The sequence below is a fragment of the Streptomyces sp. S.PNR 29 genome, assembly GCF_030386795.1.
Taxonomy (GTDB): Bacteria; Actinomycetota; Actinomycetes; order Streptomycetales; family Streptomycetaceae; genus Streptomyces.
Genome location: NZ_JANUQM010000002.1, coordinates 348,980 through 372,336 on the forward strand (window position 1 = coordinate 348,980; position 23,357 = coordinate 372,336).

Annotated in this window: 19 protein-coding genes and 1 pseudogene; 7 read left to right on the top strand and 13 right to left on the bottom strand. The window is 70.6% G+C overall.

The genetic code is table 11. The features are described 5' to 3' along the window. The first annotated feature begins 147 nt into the window (after positions 1 to 147). The 4 genes from NW895_RS06275 to NW895_RS06290 all read left to right on the top strand — a co-directional run bounded on the left by NW895_RS06275 (position 148) and on the right by NW895_RS06290 (position 9,095). A complete protein-coding gene (locus NW895_RS06275) occupies positions 148 to 1,521 on the top strand; it encodes an alpha-amylase family protein (protein ID WP_289934304.1) in 1,374 nt (457 codons plus the stop codon). A gap of 201 nt (positions 1,522 to 1,722) precedes the next feature. Further along, positions 1,723 to 3,093, top strand: a complete 1,371-nt coding sequence (locus tag NW895_RS06280) for a glycoside hydrolase family 30 beta sandwich domain-containing protein (protein ID WP_289934305.1) — start codon at positions 1,723 to 1,725, stop codon at positions 3,091 to 3,093. Between the two features lie 220 nt (positions 3,094 to 3,313). Then, positions 3,314 to 8,710 carry a pullulanase-type alpha-1,6-glucosidase gene (gene pulA, locus NW895_RS06285; RefSeq protein ID WP_289934306.1) on the top strand — a complete coding sequence of 1,799 codons (5,397 nt, stop codon included), beginning with the start codon at positions 3,314 to 3,316 and terminating at the stop codon, positions 8,708 to 8,710. A gap of 28 nt (positions 8,711 to 8,738) precedes the next feature. Continuing rightward, the gene (locus NW895_RS06290) at positions 8,739 to 9,095 is read left to right on the top strand and encodes a 5-carboxymethyl-2-hydroxymuconate Delta-isomerase (protein ID WP_289934307.1); all 357 of its coding nucleotides are present in this window, start codon (positions 8,739 to 8,741) and stop codon (positions 9,093 to 9,095) included. Positions 9,096 to 9,101: 6 nt separating this feature from the next. On the opposite strand, the gene NW895_RS06295 is transcribed toward NW895_RS06290, so the two are convergent. From NW895_RS06295 to NW895_RS06305, 3 genes are all read right to left on the bottom strand, one after another. Then, a complete protein-coding gene (locus NW895_RS06295) occupies positions 9,102 to 9,767 on the bottom strand; it encodes a TetR/AcrR family transcriptional regulator (protein ID WP_289934810.1) in 666 nt (221 codons plus the stop codon). A gap of 131 nt (positions 9,768 to 9,898) precedes the next feature. Next, complete coding sequence (locus NW895_RS06300) at positions 9,899 to 11,824, bottom strand: hypothetical protein (RefSeq protein ID WP_289934308.1); 1,926 nt, start codon at positions 11,822 to 11,824, stop codon at positions 9,899 to 9,901. Between the two features lie 73 nt (positions 11,825 to 11,897). Further along, complete coding sequence (locus tag NW895_RS06305; protein ID WP_289934309.1) at positions 11,898 to 12,398, bottom strand: tetratricopeptide repeat protein; 501 nt, start codon at positions 12,396 to 12,398, stop codon at positions 11,898 to 11,900. Between the two features lie 135 nt (positions 12,399 to 12,533). Here NW895_RS06305 and NW895_RS06310 point away from each other — a divergent pair, with 135 nt between their 5' ends. Continuing rightward, positions 12,534 to 12,965, top strand: a complete 432-nt coding sequence (locus NW895_RS06310; RefSeq protein ID WP_289934310.1) for a hypothetical protein — start codon at positions 12,534 to 12,536, stop codon at positions 12,963 to 12,965. A gap of 73 nt (positions 12,966 to 13,038) precedes the next feature. Here NW895_RS06310 and NW895_RS06315 read toward each other — a convergent pair whose 3' ends face one another. The 7 genes from NW895_RS06315 to NW895_RS06345 all read right to left on the bottom strand — a co-directional run bounded on the left by NW895_RS06315 (position 13,039) and on the right by NW895_RS06345 (position 20,468). Beyond that, complete coding sequence (locus tag NW895_RS06315; RefSeq protein ID WP_289934311.1) at positions 13,039 to 14,589, bottom strand: DUF1996 domain-containing protein; 1,551 nt, start codon at positions 14,587 to 14,589, stop codon at positions 13,039 to 13,041. A 202-nt stretch (positions 14,590 to 14,791) separates the two neighbouring features. Further along, the gene (locus tag NW895_RS06320; RefSeq protein ID WP_289934312.1) at positions 14,792 to 15,445 is read right to left on the bottom strand and encodes a response regulator transcription factor; all 654 of its coding nucleotides are present in this window, start codon (positions 15,443 to 15,445) and stop codon (positions 14,792 to 14,794) included. After that, entirely contained in the window at positions 15,430 to 16,695 is a 1,266-nt protein-coding gene (locus tag NW895_RS06325; protein WP_289934313.1) for a sensor domain-containing protein, read from the bottom strand. Before NW895_RS06325 ends, NW895_RS06320 begins: the two co-directional genes overlap by 16 nt. Before the next feature lie 52 nt (positions 16,696 to 16,747). Next, positions 16,748 to 17,764: an SDR family oxidoreductase gene (locus NW895_RS06330; protein WP_289934314.1), complete on the bottom strand. Its 1,017-nt coding sequence runs from the start codon at positions 17,762 to 17,764 to the stop codon at positions 16,748 to 16,750. Positions 17,765 to 17,824: 60 nt separating this feature from the next. Beyond that, complete coding sequence (locus NW895_RS06335) at positions 17,825 to 18,364, bottom strand: winged helix-turn-helix domain-containing protein (protein ID WP_289934315.1); 540 nt, start codon at positions 18,362 to 18,364, stop codon at positions 17,825 to 17,827. Between the two features lie 337 nt (positions 18,365 to 18,701). Continuing rightward, a complete protein-coding gene (glnII, locus tag NW895_RS06340; RefSeq protein WP_289934316.1) occupies positions 18,702 to 19,730 on the bottom strand; it encodes a glutamine synthetase in 1,029 nt (342 codons plus the stop codon). A 336-nt stretch (positions 19,731 to 20,066) separates the two neighbouring features. Then, entirely contained in the window at positions 20,067 to 20,468 is a 402-nt protein-coding gene (locus tag NW895_RS06345) for a helix-turn-helix domain-containing protein (RefSeq protein WP_289934317.1), read from the bottom strand. Here NW895_RS06345 and NW895_RS06350 point away from each other — a divergent pair. Further along, positions 20,464 to 20,694, top strand: a pseudogene (locus NW895_RS06350) (alpha/beta hydrolase); the annotation flags it as partial. The gene NW895_RS06345 and the pseudogene NW895_RS06350 sit on opposite strands and share 5 nt — an antisense overlap. 3 nt (positions 20,695 to 20,697) lie before the next feature. On the opposite strand, the gene NW895_RS06355 reads toward NW895_RS06350, so the two are convergent. The 3 genes from NW895_RS06355 to NW895_RS06365 all read right to left on the bottom strand — a co-directional run bounded on the left by NW895_RS06355 (position 20,698) and on the right by NW895_RS06365 (position 22,836). Next, complete coding sequence (locus tag NW895_RS06355; protein WP_289934318.1) at positions 20,698 to 21,390, bottom strand: hypothetical protein; 693 nt, start codon at positions 21,388 to 21,390, stop codon at positions 20,698 to 20,700. Positions 21,391 to 21,530: 140 nt separating this feature from the next. Continuing rightward, positions 21,531 to 22,418, bottom strand: coding sequence for a hypothetical protein (locus tag NW895_RS06360; protein ID WP_289934319.1), 888 nt, complete (start codon positions 22,416 to 22,418; stop codon positions 21,531 to 21,533). A 58-nt stretch (positions 22,419 to 22,476) separates the two neighbouring features. Further along, positions 22,477 to 22,836, bottom strand: a complete 360-nt coding sequence (locus NW895_RS06365) for an arsenate reductase family protein (RefSeq protein ID WP_289934320.1) — start codon at positions 22,834 to 22,836, stop codon at positions 22,477 to 22,479. Between the two features lie 175 nt (positions 22,837 to 23,011). Between NW895_RS06365 and NW895_RS06370 the strand changes: the two genes are divergently transcribed. Then, the gene (locus NW895_RS06370; RefSeq protein ID WP_289934321.1) at positions 23,012 to 23,326 is read left to right on the top strand and encodes a hypothetical protein; all 315 of its coding nucleotides are present in this window, start codon (positions 23,012 to 23,014) and stop codon (positions 23,324 to 23,326) included. Positions 23,327 to 23,357: the final 31 nt, after the last annotated feature.

Consider the following 23,357-nt stretch of genomic DNA (forward strand, 5'->3'; position numbering starts at 1 on the left):
CGCCGCCACTGAGGGCCTCCCCGCAAGATTTTTCGTTCAACTTCGCACGGCCCGCTGCCCTTTCGGGCGGCGGGCCTCTAGCATCTGCGGCACGAAATTCTTGCTGAATGTTTCAGCAAGCGCCTTCAACGACGAAGGAACCCCCACATGGCACGCAGATTCCTCTCCGGCACCCTCGCCCTCGCGGCCGCCGCTCTTGTCATGACCCCGACTGCCGTGCAGGCTTCCCCGCCCGGAACCAAGGACGTCACCGCCGTCCTCTTCGAGTGGAACTTCGCCTCCGTCGCCCGCGAGTGCACCACCACCCTCGGCCGCGCAGGCTACGGCTACGTCCAGGTCTCCCCACCCGCGGAGCACATACAGGGCGCGCAGTGGTGGACGTCGTACCAGCCGGTCAGTTACAGGATCGCGGGGCGGCTCGGCGACCGTACGGCCTTCCGGAACATGGTGAACGCCTGCCACGCGGCCGGCGTGAAGGTCGTCGTCGACACGGTCGTCAACCACATGTCGGCGGGCAGGGGCACCGGCACCGGCGGCTCGTCGTACACGAAGTACGCCTACCCCGGGCTGTACTCGTCCTACGACTTCGACGACTGTACGAGCCCGATCACGAACTACGCCGACCGCTGGAACGTCCAGCACTGCGAACTGGTCGGCCTCGCCGACCTCGACACCGGCGAGGAGTACGTCCGCCGGACCGTCGCCGGTTACCTGAACGACCTGCTCTCGCTCGGCGTCGACGGCTTCCGCATCGACGCCGCCAAGCACATCGACACGGCCGACCTCGCGAACATCAAGTCCCGCCTGACCGACCCGAACGCCTACTGGAAGCAGGAGGTCATCCAGGGCAGCGGAGAGGCCGTCCAGCCCGCCGAGTACACCGGCAACGGGGATGTGCAGGAGTTCCGGTACGCCTACGATCTCAAGCGCGTCTTCCACAACGAGAACCTCGCCTACCTGAAGAACTACGGCGAGGGCTGGGGCTACCTGAGCAACTCCGTCGCCGGAGTCTTCGTCGACAACCACGACACCGAGCGCAACGGGAGCACCCTCAGCTACAAGGACAACGCCACCTACACGCTGGCCAACGTCTTCATGCTGGCCTGGCCGTACGGCGCCCCGGACGTCAACTCCGGCTACGAGTGGTCCGACGCGGACGCCGGACCGCCGCGCGGGGGGCAGGTGAACGCCTGCTGGCAGGACGGCTGGAAGTGCCAGCACGCCTGGCCGGAGATCATCCGCATGGTCGCCTTCCGCAACGCCACGCGCGGCGAGCCGGTCACCGACTGGTGGGACAACGGGGGCGACGCGATCGCCTTCGGGCGGGGCGGCAAGGGCTACGTCGCCATCAACCACGAGCCGGGCCCGCTGACCCGCACCTACCAGACGTCGCTGCCCGCGGGGACGTACTGCAACGTGCAGAACAACACCACGGTGACCGTGAACGGCTCGGGCCGGTTCACGGCGACCCTCGGCTCGAACACGGCGCTGGCGATCCACGCCGGCAAGCCGGACTGCTGAGCGCACCGGAGGTGATGCGTGGGGGATTGACGGGCGCGGAACGCTGCCCTACGTTCCCGCTGGCACCTCCCTGAACGCTGTTCACGATGTCGAACGATCGCCCCTCGGGTCCACCGAGGGGCGACCGTATGAGTAGGGGAGCGCTCCCATGAGCCTCCCGCGAGGGGACGGTACATGCTGCGCAGACTCAGAAGGTGGACGGTGACGTCCCTGGCCTTGCTGACCATGGCCGCCGGTGTCACCGTCGGCAGCCAGTCGGACGCGTGGGCGGCCACCTCGGCCACGATCAACGCGTCGACCAGGCTCCAGCCGATCGACGGCTTCGGGTTCTCCGAGCACTGGCGGGCCGACATCATGCGCGGTTCACAGGGCCTGTCCGCCCAGAAGCAGCGCGAGGTGCTGGATCTGCTGCTCAGCCGCAGCACCGGCGCCGGGATGAGCATCCTGCGGCTGGGCATCGACTCGGGCATTCAGCCGACCGACCCCGGCGGTCCGAACGCGACCCCCAGGTACGTGTGGGACCGCGACGACAACGGCCAGGTCTGGCTCGCCCAGCAGGCCAAGGCGTACGGCGTGAACCGCTTCTACGGCGACGCGTGGAGCGCGCCCGGCTACATGAAGACCAACGGCAGCAGCGCGAACGGCGGCACGCTGTGCGGCCTCGCGGGTGCCGGCTGCGCGAGCGGCGACTGGCGCAGGGCGTACGCCGACTACCTGGTCCAGTGGGCGAGGTTCTACGCCCAGGAGGGCATCCGGATCACCGACCTCGGGTTCGTCAACGAGCCGGACTACACGGCCACCTACGACTCCATGCGGCTCACGCCCGCCCAGGCGGTGGAGTTCACCAAGGTCTTCGGTCCCGTGGCGAACGCGGCCGGGCACAAGGTGGTCTGCTGTGACTCCTTCGGCTGGAACCAGCAGAAGAACTACACCAGCGCCATCGAGGCCGACCCGACGGCCCGGAACCTCGTCGCCACCCACGCCGGCCACACCTACGCCAGCCCCGTCGACGGGCCCCTGCCGACCGGCAGGCGGACCTGGATGTCGGAGTGGTCGCCGAACGGCACGACCTGGAACGAGAACTGGGACGACGGCAGCGGCTACGACGGCTTCACCGTCGCCTCCGCCGTCCACGACGCCCTCACCAAGGGCAACACCAACGGCTACATCTACTGGTACGGGGCCTCGGTCGGCGCCACCCGCGGACTGATCCAGCTGGACGGCGACAACTACCGGGTCTCCAAGCGGCTGTGGGCGATCGCCAACTACAGCCGCTTCATCCGCCCCGGATCCACCCGCATCGGCGCCACCACGTCCGACGCCGCCCTGAAGCTGTCGGCGTACCACAACACCGACGGGTCCCTGACGGTGGTGGCGCTCAACGCGTCCACCAGCGCGACGCCGGTGTCGTTCAGTCTGCGGAACACCGGGTTCACCACCGGGACGGCGACCCCGTATCTGACCAACGGATCGAACAGCACCGCCCGGCAAGCGCCCATCGCGGTCAGCGGTGGCTCGTTGACCGCGACGGTCCCGGCCCGGTCGCTGGTCACCTACACCATCAAGCGATAGGAGGCGTCATGCGGGTGACGAAACGGAACACCCTGCCCTGGCGCCTGGGTTTGCTGACCCGGACCAACTCCACCTGCTGAAACCCGTACGCCGGGGCGTCCTCCGTCGCCGTGAAAGTTCTTGCCGATGGTTTCAGTGCTCTTGCTGTAAGTGTTTCGGCGGCGATACGGTCGCGCGGGGTCGGACCCAACTGAGCCGTCATCGCAAGGAGTCCACGTCCGTGATACCGAGATGGCCGGTGCCGTCCAGGCGCCGTACCGCCCATGCCGGCCGAGTCGCCGCGGTCACCGTGGCCGCGCTCGCCGCGGCACTCGTCCAGCCCCTCGCCGCCAGGGCCGACACCCCGCCCGCGCCCCCGTCCGACGCGAGGCTCGCCGCCGAGCCCGCCCGGCACGACGCCACCCGCGAGCAGTTCTACTTCGTCCTGCCGGATCGTTTCGCCAACGGTGACGCGAGCAACGACAGGGGCGGGCTGACCGGCTCCCGCCTCGCCACCGGCTACGACCCCACCGACAAGGGCTTCTACCAGGGCGGCGACCTCAAGGGCCTGACCAGGAAGCTCGACTACATCAAGGGCCTGGGCACCACCGCGATCTGGATGGCGCCCATCTTCAAGAACCAGCCCGTGCAGGGCACCGGCAGCAACGCCTCCGCCGGCTACCACGGCTACTGGATCACCGACTTCACCCGGGTCGACCCGCATTTCGGCACCAACGAGGACCTGGAAACCCTCATCGACAAGGCCCACGCCAAGGGCATGAAGGTCTTCTTCGACGTCATCACCAACCACACCGCGGACGTCGTCGACTACGAGGAGAAGTCGTACGACTACCTCTCCAAGGGCGCCTTCCCGTACCTCACCGAGAACGGCGAGCCCTTCGACGACGCCGACTACGCGGACGGGAGCAGGAAGTTCCCCCGGGTCGGCGCCGACTCCTTCCCGCGCACCCCGAAGGTCACCCGGAACACCAAGGTCCCGTCGTGGCTCAACGACCCGACGATGTACCACAACCGCGGCGACTCGACGTACGCGGGCGAGTCGACGACGTACGGCGACTTCTCCGGCCTGGACGACCTGTGGACCGAGCGCCCCGAGGTCGTACGGGGCATGGAGAGGATCTACCAGCGCTGGGTGCGGGACTTCGACATCGACGGCTTCCGGATCGACACCGTGAAGCACGTCGGCATGGAGTTCTGGACCCAGTGGGCCACGGCCCTCGACGCCTACGCGGCCAGGCACGGGCGCGAGGACTTCTTCATGTTCGGAGAGGTGTACTCCGCCGACACGTCCATCACCTCCCCGTACGTCACCCAGGGCCGCCTCGACGCCACGCTCGACTTCCCCTTCCAGGAGGCGGCACGCAGCTACGCCTCCCAGGGCGGCAGCGCGAGGAAGCTGGCGTCGGTCTTCGGCGACGACTACAAGTACACGACCGACAAGGCCAACGCGTACGAGCAGGTCACCTTCCTCGGCAACCACGACATGGGCCGCATCGGCTCCTTCCTGAAGCAGGACGATCCCGGGGCGACCGACGCCGAGCTGCTGCGCAAGGACCGGCTCGCCAACGAGCTGATGTTCCTCAGCCGCGGCAACCCCGTCGTCTACTACGGCGACGAGCAGGGCTTCACCGGCTCCGGCGGCGACAAGGACGCCCGCCAGCCGATGTTCGCCTCCCGCACGGCCGACTACCTGGACGACGACCAGCTCGGCACCGACCGCACCCACGCCCGGGACGCCTACGACACCTCGGCCCCGCTCTACCGGCAGATCAGCGCCCTCGCGTCGCTCCGCAAGGCCAACCCGGCCCTCACCGACGGGGTCCAGACCGAGCGCTACGCGGCCGACGGCCCCGGCGTCTACGCCTTCTCCCGTACGGACGTCAGGACCGGCACCGAGTACGTCGTCGCCTTCAACAACGCCGGCGAGGCGAGGACGGCGACCTTCCCGACCGGCTCGGCCCGGATGACGTTCCGGGGGATCCACGGCACGCGCGACACCGTCAGGACCGACGCCGACAGGGAGATCACCGTCACCGTCCCGGCGGGTAAGGCGATCGTGCTGAAGGCGGCCGGCAGGCTCGCCGCACCCGTGACCAAGCCGACGATCACCCTCGGCGCCCCGGCCACCGGCGCCACCGGCACCGTCGAGCTGAGCGCCGACACCGACGGCGGCCGGCTGAACCGGGTCGTCTTCGCCGCCCAGGTCGGCAACGGCCCGTGGCGGACCCTCGGCTCCGCCGACCACGCCCCCTACAAGGTCACGCAGACCATCGGCAAAGACGTACCGGCCGGGACCGCCCTGCGCTACAAGGCCGTCGTGATCGACTCGGCGGGACGCACCGCGAGTGCCACGGCCGCCTCCACCACCGGCACCCCGCCCGCCGACCAGCCGCCCACCGCCTCCTCCCGCGACTACGCGATCGTCCACTACAAGCGCACCGACGGCGACTACGACGACTGGGGCCTGTACGCCTGGGGCGACCTCGCCGACGGCGAGTCGACGAACTGGCCGGACAGCCACCCCTTCACCGGCCGGGACGCCTACGGTGCCTTCGCCCACGTCAAACTGAAGCCCGGCGCCTCGAACGTCGGCTTCCTGGTCATCGACAAGCAGGGCGACAAGGACGTCGCCGTCGACCGCACGATCGACGTCACCAGGACCGGCGAGGTCTGGATCGAGCAGGGCAAGGAGGACGTACGGACCGAACGGCCCGAGTACCCGGACCAGGACAGGACGAAAGCCGTCCTGCACTACCACCGCGCCGACGGGAACTACGACGGCTGGGGCCTGCACGTCTGGGCCGGCGCCGCACACCCCACCGACTGGTCGAACCCCCTGGAGCCGGTGAAGACTGATTCCTATGGCGCGGTCTTCGAGGTACCGCTCACCGACGGTGCCACCAGCCTCAGCTACATCATCCACAAGGGCGACGAGAAGGACCTGCCCGCCGACCAGTCCCTCGACCTCAGGGCGAACGGCCACGAGGTGTGGCTGTTGAGCGGCCGGGAGAAGTACCTGCTGCCGCAGCCCGCGGGCTCGGCGGCCGCCCTCGACCTGACCACCTCCAAGGCGATCTGGATCGACCGGGACACCGTCGCCTGGAACGGCTCCGACGCGGCCGCCTCCACCCAGCTGCTGTACTCGCGGGGCGGCTCGATCGAGGTCGAGAACGGCGCGCTGACCAGCGACGACGAGCGCTGGCTCCGCCTGACGAAGACCGCGCTCACCGACGCCCAGAAGGCCAGGTTCCCGCACCTGAAGGACTACACCGCCTGGTCCGTCGACCCACGGGACCGCGACCGGGTGCGCGAGGCCCTGCGCGGCCAGGTCGTCGCCTCCCAGCGGGCCACGAACGGCGCGGTGCTCGCGGCGACGGGCGTCCAGATCGCCGGGGTCCTGGACGACCTGTACGCCGGCGCGACGAAGGCCCACCTCGGGCCGGTGTTCCGCGACGGCCGGGTGACGCTGGCCGTGTGGGCGCCGACGGCACAGCAGGTGGCACTGGAGCTCGGTGACGACACCGTCGCCATGAAGCGCGACGCCACCACCGGCGTCTGGTCCGTCACCGGGCCCGGCTCGTGGAAGGGCGAGCCCTACCGGTACGTCGTGCGGGTCTGGGCGCCCGGCGTCCGGAAGATCGTCACCAACAAGGTCACCGACCCGTACTCGGTCGCCCTGACCGCCGACTCCGAGCGCAGCCTGGTGGCCGACCTCGACGACAGGTCCCTCGCGCCGAACGGCTGGGCGACCCTGGACAAGCCCGACGCCGTGCCGCTGCGGGACGCCCAGATCCAGGAGCTGCACATCCGGGACTTCTCCGTCGAGGACCGGACGGCGAAGCACCCCGGGACCTACCTCGCCTTCACCGACAGGGACAGCGACGGCTCCAGGCACCTGCGCGAGCTGGCCGAGGCGGGCACCTCGTACATCCACCTCCTGCCCGCCTTCGACATCGCCACCATCCCCGAGAAGAAGGCCGACCAGGCGACCGTCGACTGCGACCTCGCCGCCTACCCCGCCGACTCCGACAAGCAGCAGGAGTGCGTGGCGAAGGTCGCCGCGAAGGACGCCTACAACTGGGGCTACGACCCGTACCACTACACGGTCCCCGAGGGCTCGTACGCCACCGACCCGGACGGCACCGCCCGTACCGTCGAGTTCCGCGAGATGGTCAAGGCGCTGAACGAGGACGGCCTGAGGGTCGTCATGGACGTCGTCTACAACCACACCGCGGCCAGTGGGCAGGCTCCCACCAGCGTCCTCGACCGGGTCGTGCCCGGCTACTACCAGCGGCTTCTCGCCGACGGCTCGGTCGCGAACAGCACCTGCTGCGCGAACACCGCCACCGAGAACGCCATGATGGGCAAGCTGGTCGTCGACTCGGTCGTCACCTGGGCCAGGGAGTACAAGGTCGACGGCTTCCGCTTCGACCTCATGGGCCACCACCCGAAGGCCAACATCCTCGCCGTCAGGAAGGCCCTGGACGCGCTCACGCCCGAGAAGGACGGCGTCGACGGCAAGAAGGTCATCCTGTACGGCGAGGGCTGGAACTTCGGCGAGGTCGCCGACGACGCCCGGTTCGTGCAGGCCACGCAGAAGAACATGGCCGGCACCGGCATCGCGACCTTCTCCGACCGCGCCCGTGACGCCGTCCGCGGCGGCGGCCCCTTCGACGAGGACCCCGGTGTCCAGGGCTTCGCGTCCGGGCTGTACACCGAACCCAACTCTTCCGAGAACAACGGCACTCCGGCCGAACAGAAGGCCCGCCTGTTGCACTACCAGGACCTGATCAAGGTGGGTCTGTCCGGCAACCTCGCCGGCTACCGCTTCACCGGCACCGACGGCAGGGAGGTCACCGGCGCCGAGGTCGACTACAACAGCGCCCCCGCCGGTTACGCGCGGGCACCGGGCGACGCCCTCGCCTACGCCGACGCGCACGACAACGAGTCGCTGTTCGACGCGCTCGCCTACAAGCTGCCCGCTTCGGTGAGCGCGTCCGACCGGGCCCGTATGCAGGTCCTCGCCATGGCCACGGCCACCCTCTCGCAGGGCCCGTCCCTGTCCCAGGCCGGCACCGACCTGCTGCGTTCCAAGTCCCTGGACCGCAACTCCTACGACAGCGGCGACTGGTTCAACGCCGTGCACTGGCGGTGCGCCGACGGCAACGGCTTCGGCCGGGGACTGCCGATGGCGGCGGACAACGCGTCCAAGTGGCCTTACGTCAAGCCCCTGTTGAGCACGGTCAGGGTCGGCTGCGCGCAGATCGAGGGAGCCTCGGCCGCGTACCGGGACCTGCTGCGGATCCGTACGAGCGAGGGGGCCTTCTCCCTCGCCACGGCCGAGCAGGTGCAGTCGCGGCTCTCCTTCCCGCTGTCCGGGAAGGACGAGACACCCGGCGTGATCACCATGCGGCTCGGCGACCTCGTCGTGGTGTTCAACGCGACGCCCAAGCGGCAGGAGCAGCGGGTCGCCGGGCTCGCCGGGCACGGCTACCGGCTGCATCCGGTGCAGGCGGAGGGCGCGGACCCGGTGGTCAAGGCGTCGTCGTACGAGGTGGGAACCGGCACGTTCGCCGTCCCGGCCCGTACGGTCGCGGTCTTCCGCGAACTAAGGTGATCCCCGTTGCCGTAGAACAGGAGTGCTCATGCCGCAGATCACCGTCGACTACTCCGAGCGGCTCGCGGACGGCTTCGACCGGCCGGGGTTCGCGAAGGCTCTGCACGCCGCAGTGGTCGACATCGCGGCCGCCAAGCCGCCGGCGTGCAAGACGCAGTTCCGCCGGACCGAGGACACGACGGTCGGCCCGGACACCGAGGGACACGCCGTCGTGCACGTCCACATCGGCCTGCTCGCCGGCCGCACCGACGAGACCAAGTCCCGGCTCACCGGGGCGGTCCTGGAACTGCTGCGGCAGCACGTGAAGCCCGCGGAGGGGCTCGCCCTGCACGCCTCGGCCGAGGTACGGGACCTGGATCCGTCGTACCAGAAGTTCGACCGTTAGGGGTCCTTAGGACGCCAGGGTCATGAGCCGGCCGAGCAGGTCGCCGAACGGGCCGTCGGCCGGCTCGTCCTTGAGGATGCGGCGCAGCAGGGTGCCCATCTCCTCGTCGTGGGCGGCGCTGACGGCGGTGAGGGCCGCGAAGTCGTGCACGAGCTGGGTCTCCAGCTCCGCACGCGGGATGCGCCGGCCGTCCAGCCAGAGCAGCGCCGTCGACTCGGCGAGCGAGATCCAGGAACGGATGACCAGTTCCAGTCGCGCGGGCGGATCCATCACGTCCAGATGCGAAAGGATCTGGACATACGCGGCCTGCCGTACGGAGTCGATGAGCGCGTTGGTGGTGGAGGAGCCGACGGCCGGGCCGCCGCGCATGAGGGCGTAGAAACCGGGGCCGTGTTCGTCCACGAAGTCGAAGTACCGGCCCATCACCCGCAGCAGCCGGGCTCCCAGGGGACCCTCGCGCGGCTCGACGAACCGGGCCGCCAGATCGTCCGAGGCACGCTGCAACGCGGCCTCGTACAGGCTGAGTTTGCCGGGGAAGTAGTGGTAGACCAACGGGCGCGAAATGCCCGCGGCCGACGCTATCTCGTCGATGGAGACCTCGTCGGGCGAGCGGCGGCTGAACAGTTCGAGGGCGACGCCGATCAACTGCTGCCGCCGCTCCTCGACTCCCATTCTGCGGCGTACCCCGGTAGTCATGCGAACACCTTACCGATCGATTCCAGCCTCGAACGGACCGATTTGATCACGGTGTTCACCTGAACCGGCACAGTCCAGCTCAGTCGGTCAGACCGTAGACGGCGAACTCATCGGAGCCCACTGATGGTTCGGCCATCGGGCAGGGTGCCCTTCAGCTCCGCCCGAGCCCCTCGCCGTGCCGGTACGGCCAGCAGGTGGCCCGGCGCGCTCGCCCGCACCCCGCCCGTCGCGCTGACCGACGACGTCCCGCGGCTGCCGGCGGCCAGCAGGTACCAGCGCCCCGCCTCCGACCTCCACAGCACCCCGGCCAGCACATGCGGGTCACGCTCGCCGCACGCCGGCGCGTCCTCGGCCTTCGCCACGACCGCGCCGTACCGCACGCCCGGCGTGTGGAACTGCGCCAGCGCGCGGGTGCCGCCGCCGCGCCAGGTCTCGGCGCGCGTGCACACCCACGACGCCGACCCGCTCGCGTCGGGCAGCGGCTGCTCGGCGTACCGCCAGGCGTTCACCGACCGCACGCCCTGCCCGCGCACGGCGCTGAGGGAGCAGGCGAACGGCGCCCAGGTGCGCAAGTCCTGCGAGCCGTCCACCTCGCCGGCCGAGCCGGGCCGCCCGGTGGTGAGGCGGGCGGGGACCAGCTCGCCGAGGTCGGTCATCAGCCGCTTGCCGGAACCGTCGGTCAGCTGCAGCACGTTCCACGACGTGCACGCGCCGGACCGCTGGGCGGGGCTGGCCAGCGGCGCGGTCACGCCGTCGGTCAGGGGGAGCTCCATCGCGCCGGACCCCGGCTTCAGCAGGTCCCGCTCGGCCACCTTCGTCACCCAGGGCGCCGTCAGATACCGGACGTTGCCGTCGGCCCGGCCCAGGACCACCGCCGTCGCCTCGGCCCGGCGGGCACCGTCGACCCGAGCGAAGTCGAGGGCCGCGCCTCCCGTGCCGTCCTTCGGCTCGGCGTACCGGGCGATGCGCAGACCGTCGTGGAGGATCACCACGCGCGCGGCGTCGACGGTCCCGGCGTACAACAGCTGCGGGGGGCCGGCCGGGCCGCCGGACGGGGTGCCCGGCGTCGCCGAGACCCGCACGGTCTTGCCGGGGCGGGCCCAGACGGCCAGCGCACGGCGCAGCAGCGCCTTGTCGCCGGTGAGGCCGCCGCGGGCCGGCCACACGGAGAAGTCGGTGCGGGCGGAGGTCTTCCACGCGGCGGGGGAGACCCTGGTCAGCTTGCCCGGATCGAGGGCGTCCCGGGCCGCCGGGTTCTGCGCGTACGGCGGGGCGGCGGCGCCGTCGGGGCCCCAGCCGTCCCCGGGCAGGGCGAGCAGCGCCCCGCACACCACGACGGCCGCCCCGGCGGCCAGCGCGGCCTTCCCGCGCTGCCTGCGCCGCACCAGGTCGGTGGGCCGGGCCTGCAGCGAGCAGGGGTCGAACTCGGGGGAGTCGAGCAGTGCGTACCGGGCGGGGACGCCGTCGGCCTCCTTCAGCGCGGCGTCCACGTCGGCGACGCCCGCGGCCGTGAGTACCTCGCGTGCGTCGCCGTCCTGGAGCTTCTCCAGGCCGCGCAGCACGTAGGCCGCCCGGCCCGCGCCGGACAGGGCGGACAGCTGCTGGTCCAGGGCGAGTTCGTCGGCGCCGCCGGAACGCGGGAAGAGCCTGAGACCCCACACCTGGGGCAGCAGCGGCGGCAGCTGGGACCGCTTGGGCCACGCCCGGCGCCTGAGCGGCAGGCCGGCCTCCAGCGCCGCGCGCACCACCCGGAGGCGGACGAAGGCGTAGCCCGCGTCGCCCTCGCGGCCGGTCGACTGGGCCGGGATCACGGTCGACGGCGTCCGGCCCCGGGGCAGTGCGCGCTGGGTGAGGGAGTGCGCGGTCAGGACACGGCGGTTGCGGCCCAGGCCCGGCGGGAGTACCAGGTAGGCGAGCCGGACCAGCCGTGGGTAGTGCTCGACGAGCGCGGCCTCGGCCTGCTCGACGTCGACGACCGGGTCGGTGGCGGACGGTGCGGGCTGTGGAGCTGCATCCTGTGACGGTGACTGCACGTTTGACTGCACGTTCAGCAGAACGAGCGAATGGGGGGATGGTCACCGACCGTGCGGCGTCACGACTCGGCGCTCATCCGTCCGGCGCAACGAGGAGCCGCGCGTAGTTCGCCATCGACCGCTGGTAGCGCGGCAGATGGCGGGCGAGCGCACCGAGCACCAGCGACAGGCCCTCACGGTCGCGGCCCAGACCGGACAGGCAGAGGGCGAGCGTCGCACGGACGGCGTCGTCCAGCTCGTCGGAGGGCGCGTCCAGTTCGGGCGTCAGCAGCTTGACGCCCTCCTCCGGTTGCCCGATGTTCCTCAGCGAGCTGGACATCTGGATCTTGGCCCGGCGGGCCTTGTATCCGGTGAGGCCTCGGGCCAGCGCCTCCCGGTACAGCGGGACCGCCCGGTCCGAGTGGCCGGTCGAGTCCCAGGCGCAGGCCTGCTCGAACGGGCCGAGCGGGCTGTCGTCCGGCAACTCGGCGACGAGCGCGTCGATCACCGCGCGGAAGTCCGCCGCGTCCTGTTCGCCGTAGCTGTCGAAGGTGGCCCAGGCGGCGGCCACGCGATCTTCCCAGTCCTGGTTCACCGGGTCACCTTCGCACAGGCGGACTGACGGCGGCACCGGTATTTTGAGCGCTCGCTGCTCCGGAGCCGTATCGAAGAGGAGAGCCCCTCGCCGGGGCTCCGTGCGGCATGTCGCCGGAAGGGACCGGAGGAACAGATGAGGTTGACCCGACCGATGCTCGCGCTGACCGGCGCGGTGACGGTACTGGCGCTGGCGGGCTGCGGGTCCGGCGGAGACGGCAAGGCGGCCGTACCGGAGACGGCGACCGGCAGTCTGGAGCACCTGGCCGCCGAGGCCAAGTGCAAGCCGAACATCCAGACCGACGCCGACACCATCCGCCAGGCCATCTGCAAGAAGGGCAAGGAGAAGTACGTCCTCGCCACCTTCGCCACCGACCGCGGCCAGCGCGAGTGGCTGAACGGGGCCAAGGACTACGGCGGTTACTACCTCGTGGGCCGCAAGTGGGTCGCCGTCGGCGAGGAGAAGACGGTCACGGCGCTGCGCGGCACGCTCGGCGGGACCATGGAGGAGGGCTCCGCTCACATGAATCCCGGTGGCAGTCACAACAGTGGCGGCCACCACGGTTGACCGCGCGGGTTTCGGGGGGCGAACGAAAGCCGGCGGTGGGAGATCCCACCGCCGGCTTCCTACTGGTTCAGGACTACTGGCAGTCCTGGCCGCTGTTGATGCACTGGACCATCTGGTTCATCACGTTCTCGTCGAAGAAGTTGATGAAGTCGTTGTGGTCGGTGATCGGCTTGTGCAGCTGGTCCGGGAAGGAGTCGACCGCGAAGGCGTTCTGGACCTGCCCGTTCTGGATCTGCGGGGCCTGGATGTCGTAGACCAGGCGGACCTGCAGCTGGGGGATCGCCTTGAAACCGTTCGCGCAGCTGCCGTCCTCCTGGACGAAGTCCACGTGGGTACGGTGGTTGGCGCTGTCGGTGTTCTGGCCGTCCCAGCAGCTCTGGAAGAAGGACGTGCGCACCACGGAGCTGCCCTCGGGGCAGATCGGGTACTTGTCCGTCAGCTGCCGGTCCTCGAAGCCGGTGCAGCTCCAGTTGGTGTTGGCGTTCCCGAGGCCGTTGACGAAGGACTTGGCGTCACCGGTGATGATGCGCAGGGCCTTCGGCATCGCGACGACATCGCTCGTCTTGTTGCCGACGAACTTCAGCTGGGCCTCGCTGGGCTCGACGATCTTGCCGACGTTGCCGTCCTGACCGCCACCGGGCTGGTTCGCGTCGATGTCCTGCGAACCGTCCTGGATACGGAGCACCGGCCAGAAGTACGTCGACTTGTCGCCCTGGTTCTGGCAGGTGGTGTCGCCGTTCGCCAGGTCCTCGTCGCTCGCGAACGCGTTGTTGGCCTGGTTGCCGACGTAGTCGTGCTGGTGCTGCGCACCGTTGCTGACGCCGGGGGCGACGATCACGTTGTCCGAGTTGCGGTTCTCGTTCTCGTTGGTGCCGCAGCTCGTGGTGAAGGTGCCCGTCGAACCGCTGTCCCCGTTCGCGGGGAGGCCGTTTCCGTTCACTCCCTTCGGGCCGCCGTTCGGCTGGACCTGGGTGATGTCCTGGAAGTCGGCCGCCACCGGGCCGTTGCCGGCCTGGCCGCCGTTGCCCTGGTCCTGACCCTGGTCCTGGCCCTGGTCCTGACCGTCTCCCTGGTTCTGGTCCTGACCGTCGTTGTTCTGGCCCTGGTCCTGACCGTCTCCCTGGTTCTGGTCCTGGCCCTCACCGGCGTTGGTGTCGGCCGGGACGCCCTCACACCCGGCGAGCTGGTCGATTCCCTGCGGGGCCTTGCCGCCGGCACGGTTGATGTTGATACCGATCCGGTCGATGGTGGCCGTCCGCTTGGACTTCAGCGGGGCGAGGATGGCGTTGTCGACATAACCGGGGTCCGCTGCCTGATCCCGGCGCGTGTCCGCGAGACGCTTGTAGGCCTCGGTGACCTGCTGGTCGAGCTTCGCCAACTCCTGGTCGACGCCCGACCGAGCACCGTCCGGCACATCGGTGAGCTGCTGGCCGACGTCAGGGCAGTCGATCGTCGCGATCTGCGCACCGGCGGCCTTGGTCTGGCTCTGCGCCGAGTTCTCCTCGTGTGCCGATGCGTAGAAGTTCGCCCAGATAAGCCCGCCCCCACCGAGCGCTAGGGCCGCCGATGCGGCTATGGCCTTGGTGGCCAGCGGCGTACGGCGTTTTCTTGTGTTGCGTCCCATGGAACTCCTCTGACTTCCTTTTTCGGGGCATCGAGGCGCCCGTCAGGAGTGAAGCGGCTCCCTTCCATACGGACGGTGTCCCACGGGTGTTCAGACGTCTCGGAAATTGATGAGAATCCAGTGCGGCACGTGCGCTCTCAACAGCCCCTGGAGTACCGGGAGTTGTTGATCGTCCACGGGGGGTGAACGAGAGGGTCCGTTATCACCGGCCGCGGTCGAGATACGCGAGAACCGCCAGCACGCGGCGGTTGTCGTCGTCCGAGACCTCCAGTCCCAGTTTGGCGAATATGTTCGCCGTGTGCTTGGCGATCGCCCGTTCCGTGACGACCAGTTTGGCGGCGATCGCCGCGTTGGACCGTCCCTGCGCCATCAGTTCCAGCACCTCCAGCTCCCGTGGCGTCAGCCGGCCCAGCGGCCGGTCACCGCCCGCGCGCCGGCTGAGCAACTGCTGGATGACCTGCGGGTCCATCGCCGTGCCGCCCGCCGCCACGCGCCGTACGGCGTCCACGAACTGCTCCGCGTCGAACACCCGGTCCTTCAGCAGGTATCCCACCCCGCCGCTGCCGTCGGCCAGCAGCTCCCGCGCGTACAGCTGCTCCACGTGCTGGGAGAGCACCAGCACCGGCAGCCCGGGCCGCTCGCGGCGGGCTTGGAGCGCGCACTGCAGACCCTCGTCGGTGTGCGTGGGCGGTAAGCGGACGTCCACCACCGCCACGTCGGGTCGCTCCTCGGACAGGGCCCTGGTCAGCTCGGGGCCGGACTCGACGGCCGCGGCGATCTCGAAGTCGTGGGCCTGGAGGAGCCGGACGAGTCCGTCGCGCAGCAGGAACAGGTCTTCGGCTAGGACAACGCGCAAGGGATCTCCATGGTGACCATGGTGGGACCGCCTGCGGGACTGCCGACGGCCAGGACGCCGTCGAATGTACCCAGTCGCCGCTCGACCCCGGCCAGCCCCGAACCGGCCCCCACCACCGCGCCGCCCCCGCCGTTGTCCGTGACGGACACCCGCAGATGGCCGTCGGTGTGGTGCAGGTCGACCCAGATGCGGTCGGCGCCCGAGTGCTTCACGGCGTTGGTGAGGATCTCGCTGACGGCGAAGTACACGGCCGACTCGACCGGCGCCTCCGCCCGGCCCGGCAGATCCACGCTCACCTCGGTGGCGACCGGCATCCGGAGCGCCAACGCCCGTACGGCGTCGCCCAGTCCGCGCTCGGCGAGCACCGGGGGGTGGATGCCGCGTACCAGGTCCCGCAGTTCGGCGAGCGCGTCGGCGGAGGCCTTCCGGGTCTGCGCGAGCAGTTCCCTGGCCTTGCCCGGGTCCTTGTCGAGCAGCACCTCGACGGTCCCCAGGTCCATGCCCATCGCGACCAGCCGGGCCTGCGCCCCGTCGTGCAGGTCCCGCTCGATGCGCCGCAGTTCGGCGGCGGAGGTGTCGACGGCGTCGCGGCGGGTCTCGGTCAGGACGCGGACCCGCTCGGACAGCTGGGCCTGGTCGGAGGCGAGGACGGCCCGGGTGAGCCGGAAGTGGACGTCCAGCAGGCGCGGGGTGAGGAAGTGCGCCAAGAACAGGAGGACGAGGCCCAGGGCCCCCGCAGCGAGCGCGGACGTCTGCTCGGTGACCGGCACGAAGCCGTACCAGTACCCGTCGGGCAGGACCCGCCACAGCCCGGCCGCGATCGCCAACCCCTCCAGCGGATAGAAGAGCAGCACGGCCGGGAGCAGGGCGGTGATGAACCCCGCGGTCATGTCGACCGGCAGCCACCGCAGATCCCGCCAGGTCGCCGGATCGCGCAGCAGCGCGAACGTGCGCGACCACGGGGTGGCGTTCTCCGGCAGCGGCCGGTACGCCGGTGGTATCCGCACCCCGCCCCACTGCGCGGCGAGCACCCGCCGCCCGTTCGCGAACGCCCGTACCCCCGTCAGCACGTACGGCGTGGTGAGGAGCCCCACCCCGATCGGGATGAGCGCGAGGGAGACGAGGGACAGGCATAAGCACAGCACCGCCCCCGGCAGGGACACGAGCGCCAGCGCCAGCCCCCGCACCGCGGCGAGCGCGAGGCCCCGCCCTTTCGTACGCCCGTTGCCGTTCTTCGTGTCCGTGGTCATGGCGACAGTCTCGTGCAGGGCCGGTCGGCGGTCACGGGGCCGGGACCCCCGGTCAGGGGGTGGTGCCAGGTACACCCCGCAGGGCGAGCACCTTCGCCTCCACCTCCGGATCCAGGCCCTTGCGGGTGCGGTCCGTCCGCTGGGGCGCGACGCCGCCGATGCTCCGCAGCCAGCTCCAGGTGTCGGCCACGGTCTCCTCGACGGGCCGGCAGCTCAGGCCGGTCGCGAGCGCCCGGGAGACGTCGGCGCTGTGCACGGCGTCGTGCAGATCGCTGCCCGGCGGCACCCACACCGGCAGCTGGACCCACGGGGCGATGCCCGCGCCCAGGATCACCTCGGGCTCGGTCCAGCAGAGCTCGGCGGCACCGCCCGTGACACGTACACAGGCGTCGAGGAGCGACCCCATCGTGGCGTGCCCCTGCGGACCGATCAGGTGGTACGGCCCGCTCAGCTTCCGCTCCACCGCCCCGAGGATCCACTCGGCCAGGTCGCGGACGTCGACGTACTGCAGGGGGAGGTCCCGCGGCCCGGGCGCCAGGACCGGGCCGCCGCGGGCCATCCGGGTCAGCCACCACGGCAGGCGGCCGACGTTCTCGTACGGGCCGAGGATCAGCCCGGCCCGTACGAGGACCGAGTGGTCCGCGCCGAAGGCGTCGACGGCGGCCAGTTCACCGCCCCGCTTGTCCCGCTCGTAGTCGGTGTGTCCGGCGTCGGCCGAGGCGCCCTCCACCAGGGGTGCGTCCTCGGTGTACCCGGCGGGCGGGGTGTCCGCGTACACCGAGCAGCTCGACACGTACACGTACCGTCCGGCGCGGCCCCGCAGCAGCCGCGCCGTGTCCCGTACCGCGCGGGGCGCCGCCGACCAGGTGTCGACGACGGCGTCCCACTCGCCCTCGGCCAGGGCGGCGAGCCCGCCGGGCGCGGTGCGGTCGCCGCGCAGCGCGCGCACACCGGGCGGCGGGTCGTGCCGGCCCCGGTGGAAGACGGTCACGTCCCAGCCGCGCCCGAGGGCCGCCTCCGTGACGGCCCGTCCCACGAACTCCGTACCACCCAGCAGCAGAAGCCTCATGCGGCTGACTGTGCCCGGTGCGGCCGCGGGACGGAACGCGAATCTGCCCTCGGCAGAGGGTCAGCGCCCGGTCGGCGGAGCGTACTTGTAGCCGACGCGCCGGACCGTCCGGATCGCGTCCCGGTGCTCGGCGCCCAGCTTGCGGCGCAGACGGGCGATGTGGACGTCGACGGTGCGGCCGTCGCCCACGTGGCCGTACCCCCACACCGTGGAGACCAGCTGGTCGCGGGTGTGCACCCGGTGCGGGTGCGCGACGAGGTGGGCGAGCAGCTCGAACTCCAGGTAGGTGAGGTCGAGTGCGCGCCCGTCCACCTCGGCCGTGCGCCGCACGGTGTCGACGCGGACGAGGGGACCGCCCTCGGCGTCACCGGTCGGAACCGCGCCCGGTGCGTGCCGGTCGGCCGGGACGAGCACCAGGTAGCCGATCATCGGCGGCTGCCCCGGCAGGGTGGGCAGCGTGTGCTGCGGCGCGGGCAGCCAGGTGGCGCCCGGCGGCAGGAACTCCGGGACGTCGATCATCTCGTCGGGGTCGACGGCGCGCAGCCGCTGCCGGGCGGGGGAGGGGGCGGAGACGGAGGACAGAGGACCAGGGGTCGCCATGAGAGGTCAGCTCTTTCGCGCGAGAGGTTCGTCGGAAGGGACGTACGCCGTTGCGCGCTGGCCGAAGGCCGGGTGGATGTACGGCTTCAGAGGGCCGGCGCGTTCGTCGCGCGGCAACACACCCGGTCGAAGTCGTGGTGCTGACGGGAAGGCCAGAAGGGCTCGAGGTCATGGCGACCCGTCGCGGAGTACTTCTGGAAGCCGGCCATGGGCCCATTGAAGCAGACACCCACCGCCGGCAGCAGCCCTTCTCTCACTGTGTGGACGTCTCTTCACGCGGCAACGCCGAGGGGCGCCCACCGCACGGTGGGCGCCCCTCGGCGTGAGCGGGGGTGGATCAGACCTGGCCGGCCTTCTCCAGCGCCGAGCAGCAGGTGTCGACCAGCAGACGCGTCACGACGTACGGGTCGACGTTGGCGTTCGGACGGCGGTCCTCGATGTAGCCCTTGCCGTCCTTCTCGACCTGCCACGGGATGCGGACCGAGGCACCGCGGTTGGAGACGCCGTAGGAGAACTTGTCCCACGGGGCCGTCTCGTGCAGACCGGTCAGGCGGTCGTCGATGCCGGCGCCGTAGTTCTTGACGTGGTCGAGCGGCTTGGAGCCCTCACCGAGCGCCTCGCACGCGGTGATGATCGCGTCGTAGCCCTCGCGCATCGCCTTCGTGGAGAAGTTGGTGTGCGCGCCCGCGCCGTTCCAGTCGCCCTTGACCGGCTTCGGGTCGAGGGTGGCGGAGACGCCGAAGTCCTCGGCGGTGCGGTAGAGCAGCCAGCGGGCCACCCACAGCTGGTCGGAGACCTCCAGCGGGGACAGCGGGCCGACCTGGAACTCCCACTGGCCGGGCATGACCTCGGCGTTGATGCCGGAGATGCCGAGGCCGGCCTTCAGGCAGTTCTCCAGGTGGGCCTCGACGACGTCACGGCCGAAGATCTCGTCGGCGCCGACGCCGCAGTAGTAGCCGCCCTGCGGGGCCGGGAAGCCGCCCTTGGGGAAGCCGAGGGGGTAGCCGTCCTTGAAGAAGGTGTACTCCTGCTCGATGCCGAAGATCGGCTCCTGGGCGGCGAACTTCTCGGCGACCTCGGCGAGCGCGGCACGGGTGTTGGAGGCGTGCGGGGTGAAGTCGATGTTCAGGACCTCGCACAGCACCAGCACGTCGTCGCCGCCGCGGATCGGGTCCGGGCAGGAGAAGACCGGCTTGAGCACACAGTCCGAGGCGTGGCCCTCGGCCTGGTTGGTGGAGGACCCGTCGAAGCCCCAGATCGGCAGCTCGGCACCCTTGGCGTCGTCGGCCAGAATCTTGGTCTTGGAACGCAGCTTGGCCGTCGGCTCGGTGCCGTCGATCCAGATGTACTCAGCCTTGAAGCTCACGGGCCACATCCTTCGGGGGTGGGTCTAGGCGCGTATTGCGGGTGCTTGCGGCGCTGCGGCACTGGGGCGCCGCGGTAATGCCCGGCAGCCTGTCAACAGGCGATTTCCCGGCCATTGCTCGAATGTGAACCCCGTGTTACCTGGCGGTGCTGTGGCGCATTTCACGCTGTGAGGGCGTCTGAGGTGCGGAAACGGACACGAAAAGTCAACTCGGAGACATCGTGTCCTGCGGTGCGGCGTGGCGGTGCCCTGGCTCGTATGCGAAGGGACTCGTATGCGAGGGGACTCGTATGCGATGGGACTCGTCTGTGAGGGGAGGGGAAGGCGCACGGGCGGTCAGGAACTCTCGGCGGCCGCGTCCCGCACTCCGGCGAGGAAGCCTCTGACCGCCGCCAGCTCCCGCTCGTCGTAGCCCCGGAGCAGTTCCACCGACCGGTCGATCAGCGGCCCGAAGAAGTCCCGGCCGAGCCCGACGGCCCGCTCGCTCACCTCGACGACCACCTTGCGCCGGTCCCGTTCGCTCCGCGTCCGCCGCACATGCCCCAGCCGTTCCAGCCGGTCGACCAGGGCCGTCGTCCCCGCCGAGTTCAGTCCGAGCGCCGCGCCCAGCCGCCCCGCCGTCATCTCCTCGCCCGCCCGCGCGGCGTCCATGAGGGCGATCAGGGCGCGTACGTCGGTGGGGTGCATGCCGTTGCGCTGCGCGAACCGGGCGCTGTGCAACCCGAGTTCGACCGTCACCGGACCGCGCCCGGCACCGCGGGCGCTGCGCGACCTGGACCTGCCGGTCCTGCTGTTCCTGGCCGGGAACAGCAGGACCCATGACACGTACGAGGTGGCGACCCGGGTCGCGGCGATACTGCCGCACGTGGAGACCTGCGTCCTGCCGGACGTGTCCCATCACGCGCTGCCGCACGTCGCGCCCCCCGAACTGGGCCGCCGCCTCAGCGATTGCCTGGTTCCCTGAGCGTCACCCCACCTTCTCGATCAGCGCCCGGCGGATCAGGAACTTGCCGGGCTCCCGGACCTGCTCGAACGCCGCGTTGTTGAGCAGAACGCAGCTGCCCGAGACGGATGTGACCTCGACCGTCGTGGACTTGTCGTTGTCCAGGTTGGTGACCTTCAGCTTGGTGCCCGCGGGGAACTGGTTGCTGGACGCCGCAGGCGCGCCACCCTCGCCGGAGAGGGTGACGGTGGAGCCGTTGCACACCTGCTGCCCGGAGGCCGCAGCGCCATCGCCGGCGTTTCCCTCAGGGGCGGCCTGCGAGGGCGGCGTGGTCTGCTGCCCGGTCTCCGGCGGCTGCGTGGCCTGGCCGTTCTGCGCCGGCTGCGTGGCCTGGGAGTCCTGAGCCGACTCCCCGGCCGCGCAACCGGACGCCTCCTGCTTGCGCTCGATCTCGGCGATGACCGCCTCGCGGTTGGCGATCCGCGCCTCGGACTGCGCGTCCGGATCCGCCCGCTGACCCTCGATGAACTTCTGGTTGTTGGCGAGGGCGGTGGCGAGCCCCTGGCAGACGGCCGAGTCCTGGGCGGACAGGGCCCGGGGGGTCTGCGAGGCGTTCGAGGTGCTCGCCATCGCGAAGGCCCCGCCGCCCGCCACCGCCGCGGCACTGACGAACAGCGCGACCTTCTTCTTCGTACTGAGACTTCTCCTACGCGACATGCGCGCCTCCTGAAGAGGTAGGGGAGCGTACGCCGCTATGTACGAGATACCGAACGAGGTTACTCAGCAGTTGCTGGTGTCAATTCGAGTAACGTGCGTCACAGGGGAGTTGAGCCGGACCGCAGTCCCCGTCGGGTGACTCAGTCCTCGTCGTCTCCCTGTTCGTACGCCACCACCTTGTCGTTGACGTACGCCAGCAGGTTCTTCGTCTGCTTCGTGAGCGCCGCCTCCTCGGTCTCCGCACCGTCCCCCCACTGGCCGTTGGCGAACACCACCGAGCGGACCGTCATCAGGCGCTGGAAGATGCCCGGCGAGCCGGGCGGCACGGTCGGCATCCCCGCCTCGGGCGGCGGATCGAGGGAGACGACCTGATACGTCACCGGGTCCATCGATGCCATGGCGAAGACCCGCCCGGCGTCCTCGGCGCGCCGGAAGCTCAGCACCGTGACCGTCACCTGCGACCGCCGCCCGGCGTCGGTGAACAGGGCCGAGGTCAGCCGGGCGCACTTCTCGCCCTGCTCGATCAGCTCGGCGAGCTCCGGCGACATGCCACGGGCGCAGTCGGTGGTCGTGGCCAGGTCGACGCGCTCGTACCGGGAGCCGTCCGCCGCGCGCACGCTCTTCTCCGGGAACGCCTGCTCCGGCCGGATGACAGGACGGGCCAGCAGGGAGGGCAGCGCCGTGGGGGCGTTGGAGGGCATGCCGACGGAGACGGAGGGGGCCGGTGAGCCGGAGGTGGCCGCCGTGGCGGGGGCGGCGGCCGTGCCGGAGCCGCCGCCCGAGCCGCCCACGGCCATCAGTATCCCCGCGGCGGTGGCCGCGACCAGCACGAGCCCGACCCCGCCGCCGACCGCCAGCCGCACGCGCCGTCTTCTGCGTATGTGCTCCTGCTCGGCCACCCACCGGGCGTGTTGCTCCGCCGCCCACCTGGCCTGCTGTTCGGCGGCCCACTGGGCGTGCGGGTCGGGCGCCCACCCGGCGTGCGGGTCGGACGGTCCGTACGGCGTTCCTTGATCACCAAAGGTCATGGCGGCGGAACGTACCAGGGGGAACCCCTCGACATCCCGCCGCTCGACAAACCGTCGGCTAGCGGGACAAGGCGTCCCGGACCGACTCTTCGGTGCGGGCCACCACCGCCGTGCCGTCGTCCGCCGTGATGATCGGGCGCTGGATCAGCTTGGGGTGCTCGGCGAGGGCCGTGATCCAGCGGTCGCGTGCCGTGTCGTCCCGGGGCCACTCCTTCAGGCCGAGCTCCTTGGCGGCCGCCTCCTGGGTGCGGGTGATGTCCCACGGTTCGAGGCCGAGGCGTTCCAGCACGTCCCGGATCTCGTCCTCGCTCGGTACGTCCTCCAAGTAGCGGCGGACGGTGTAGTCGGCGCCCTCGGCGTCGAGCAGGCTGATGGCGCTGCGGCACTTGGAGCAGGCCGGGTTGATCCAGATTTCCATGCCGCCCACGGTACGCGAAAACCCGTTCTCCACCTGCGTCACTGCACCCCCGAAAGCCCTTGTGGCCAGGGGCTTTTGTCAGTGCCGGGCAGTAGAATAGAAGCAGTGTTCGAGGGTGTTGCCGGGGTCGCCGAAGTCTCCGGTGCGACGCCCTGACCGCGACAGGAGGATGCCTGTGCCCGCTGCCGCACTGAAGCCGAAGCCGTTGCCCACGCAGTCGACCGCCCAGCGGCCCGTACTGCTCGACCTGCCGTACGCGCCCCTTGAGAAGCGGCCGTTGCCGCCGGGGCGTCCTCGCGAGTGGTACGTCACGCACAACCGCCGCCTCAAGGCCATGCGCCTTGCGATCGCCCTGCTCGACTCGGGGGTCTACGTGCCCGACCAGGCGCGCAACGAGACCATCCGGAGCACGGCGGAGACGATCGGTGTGCATCCGCCGTCGGACACGACATGCCACATGGTGCGGGCGTTCATGCGGTACTCACGCTGAACCGTGGCGCCGGGCGCCCTCCGTTGCGGAG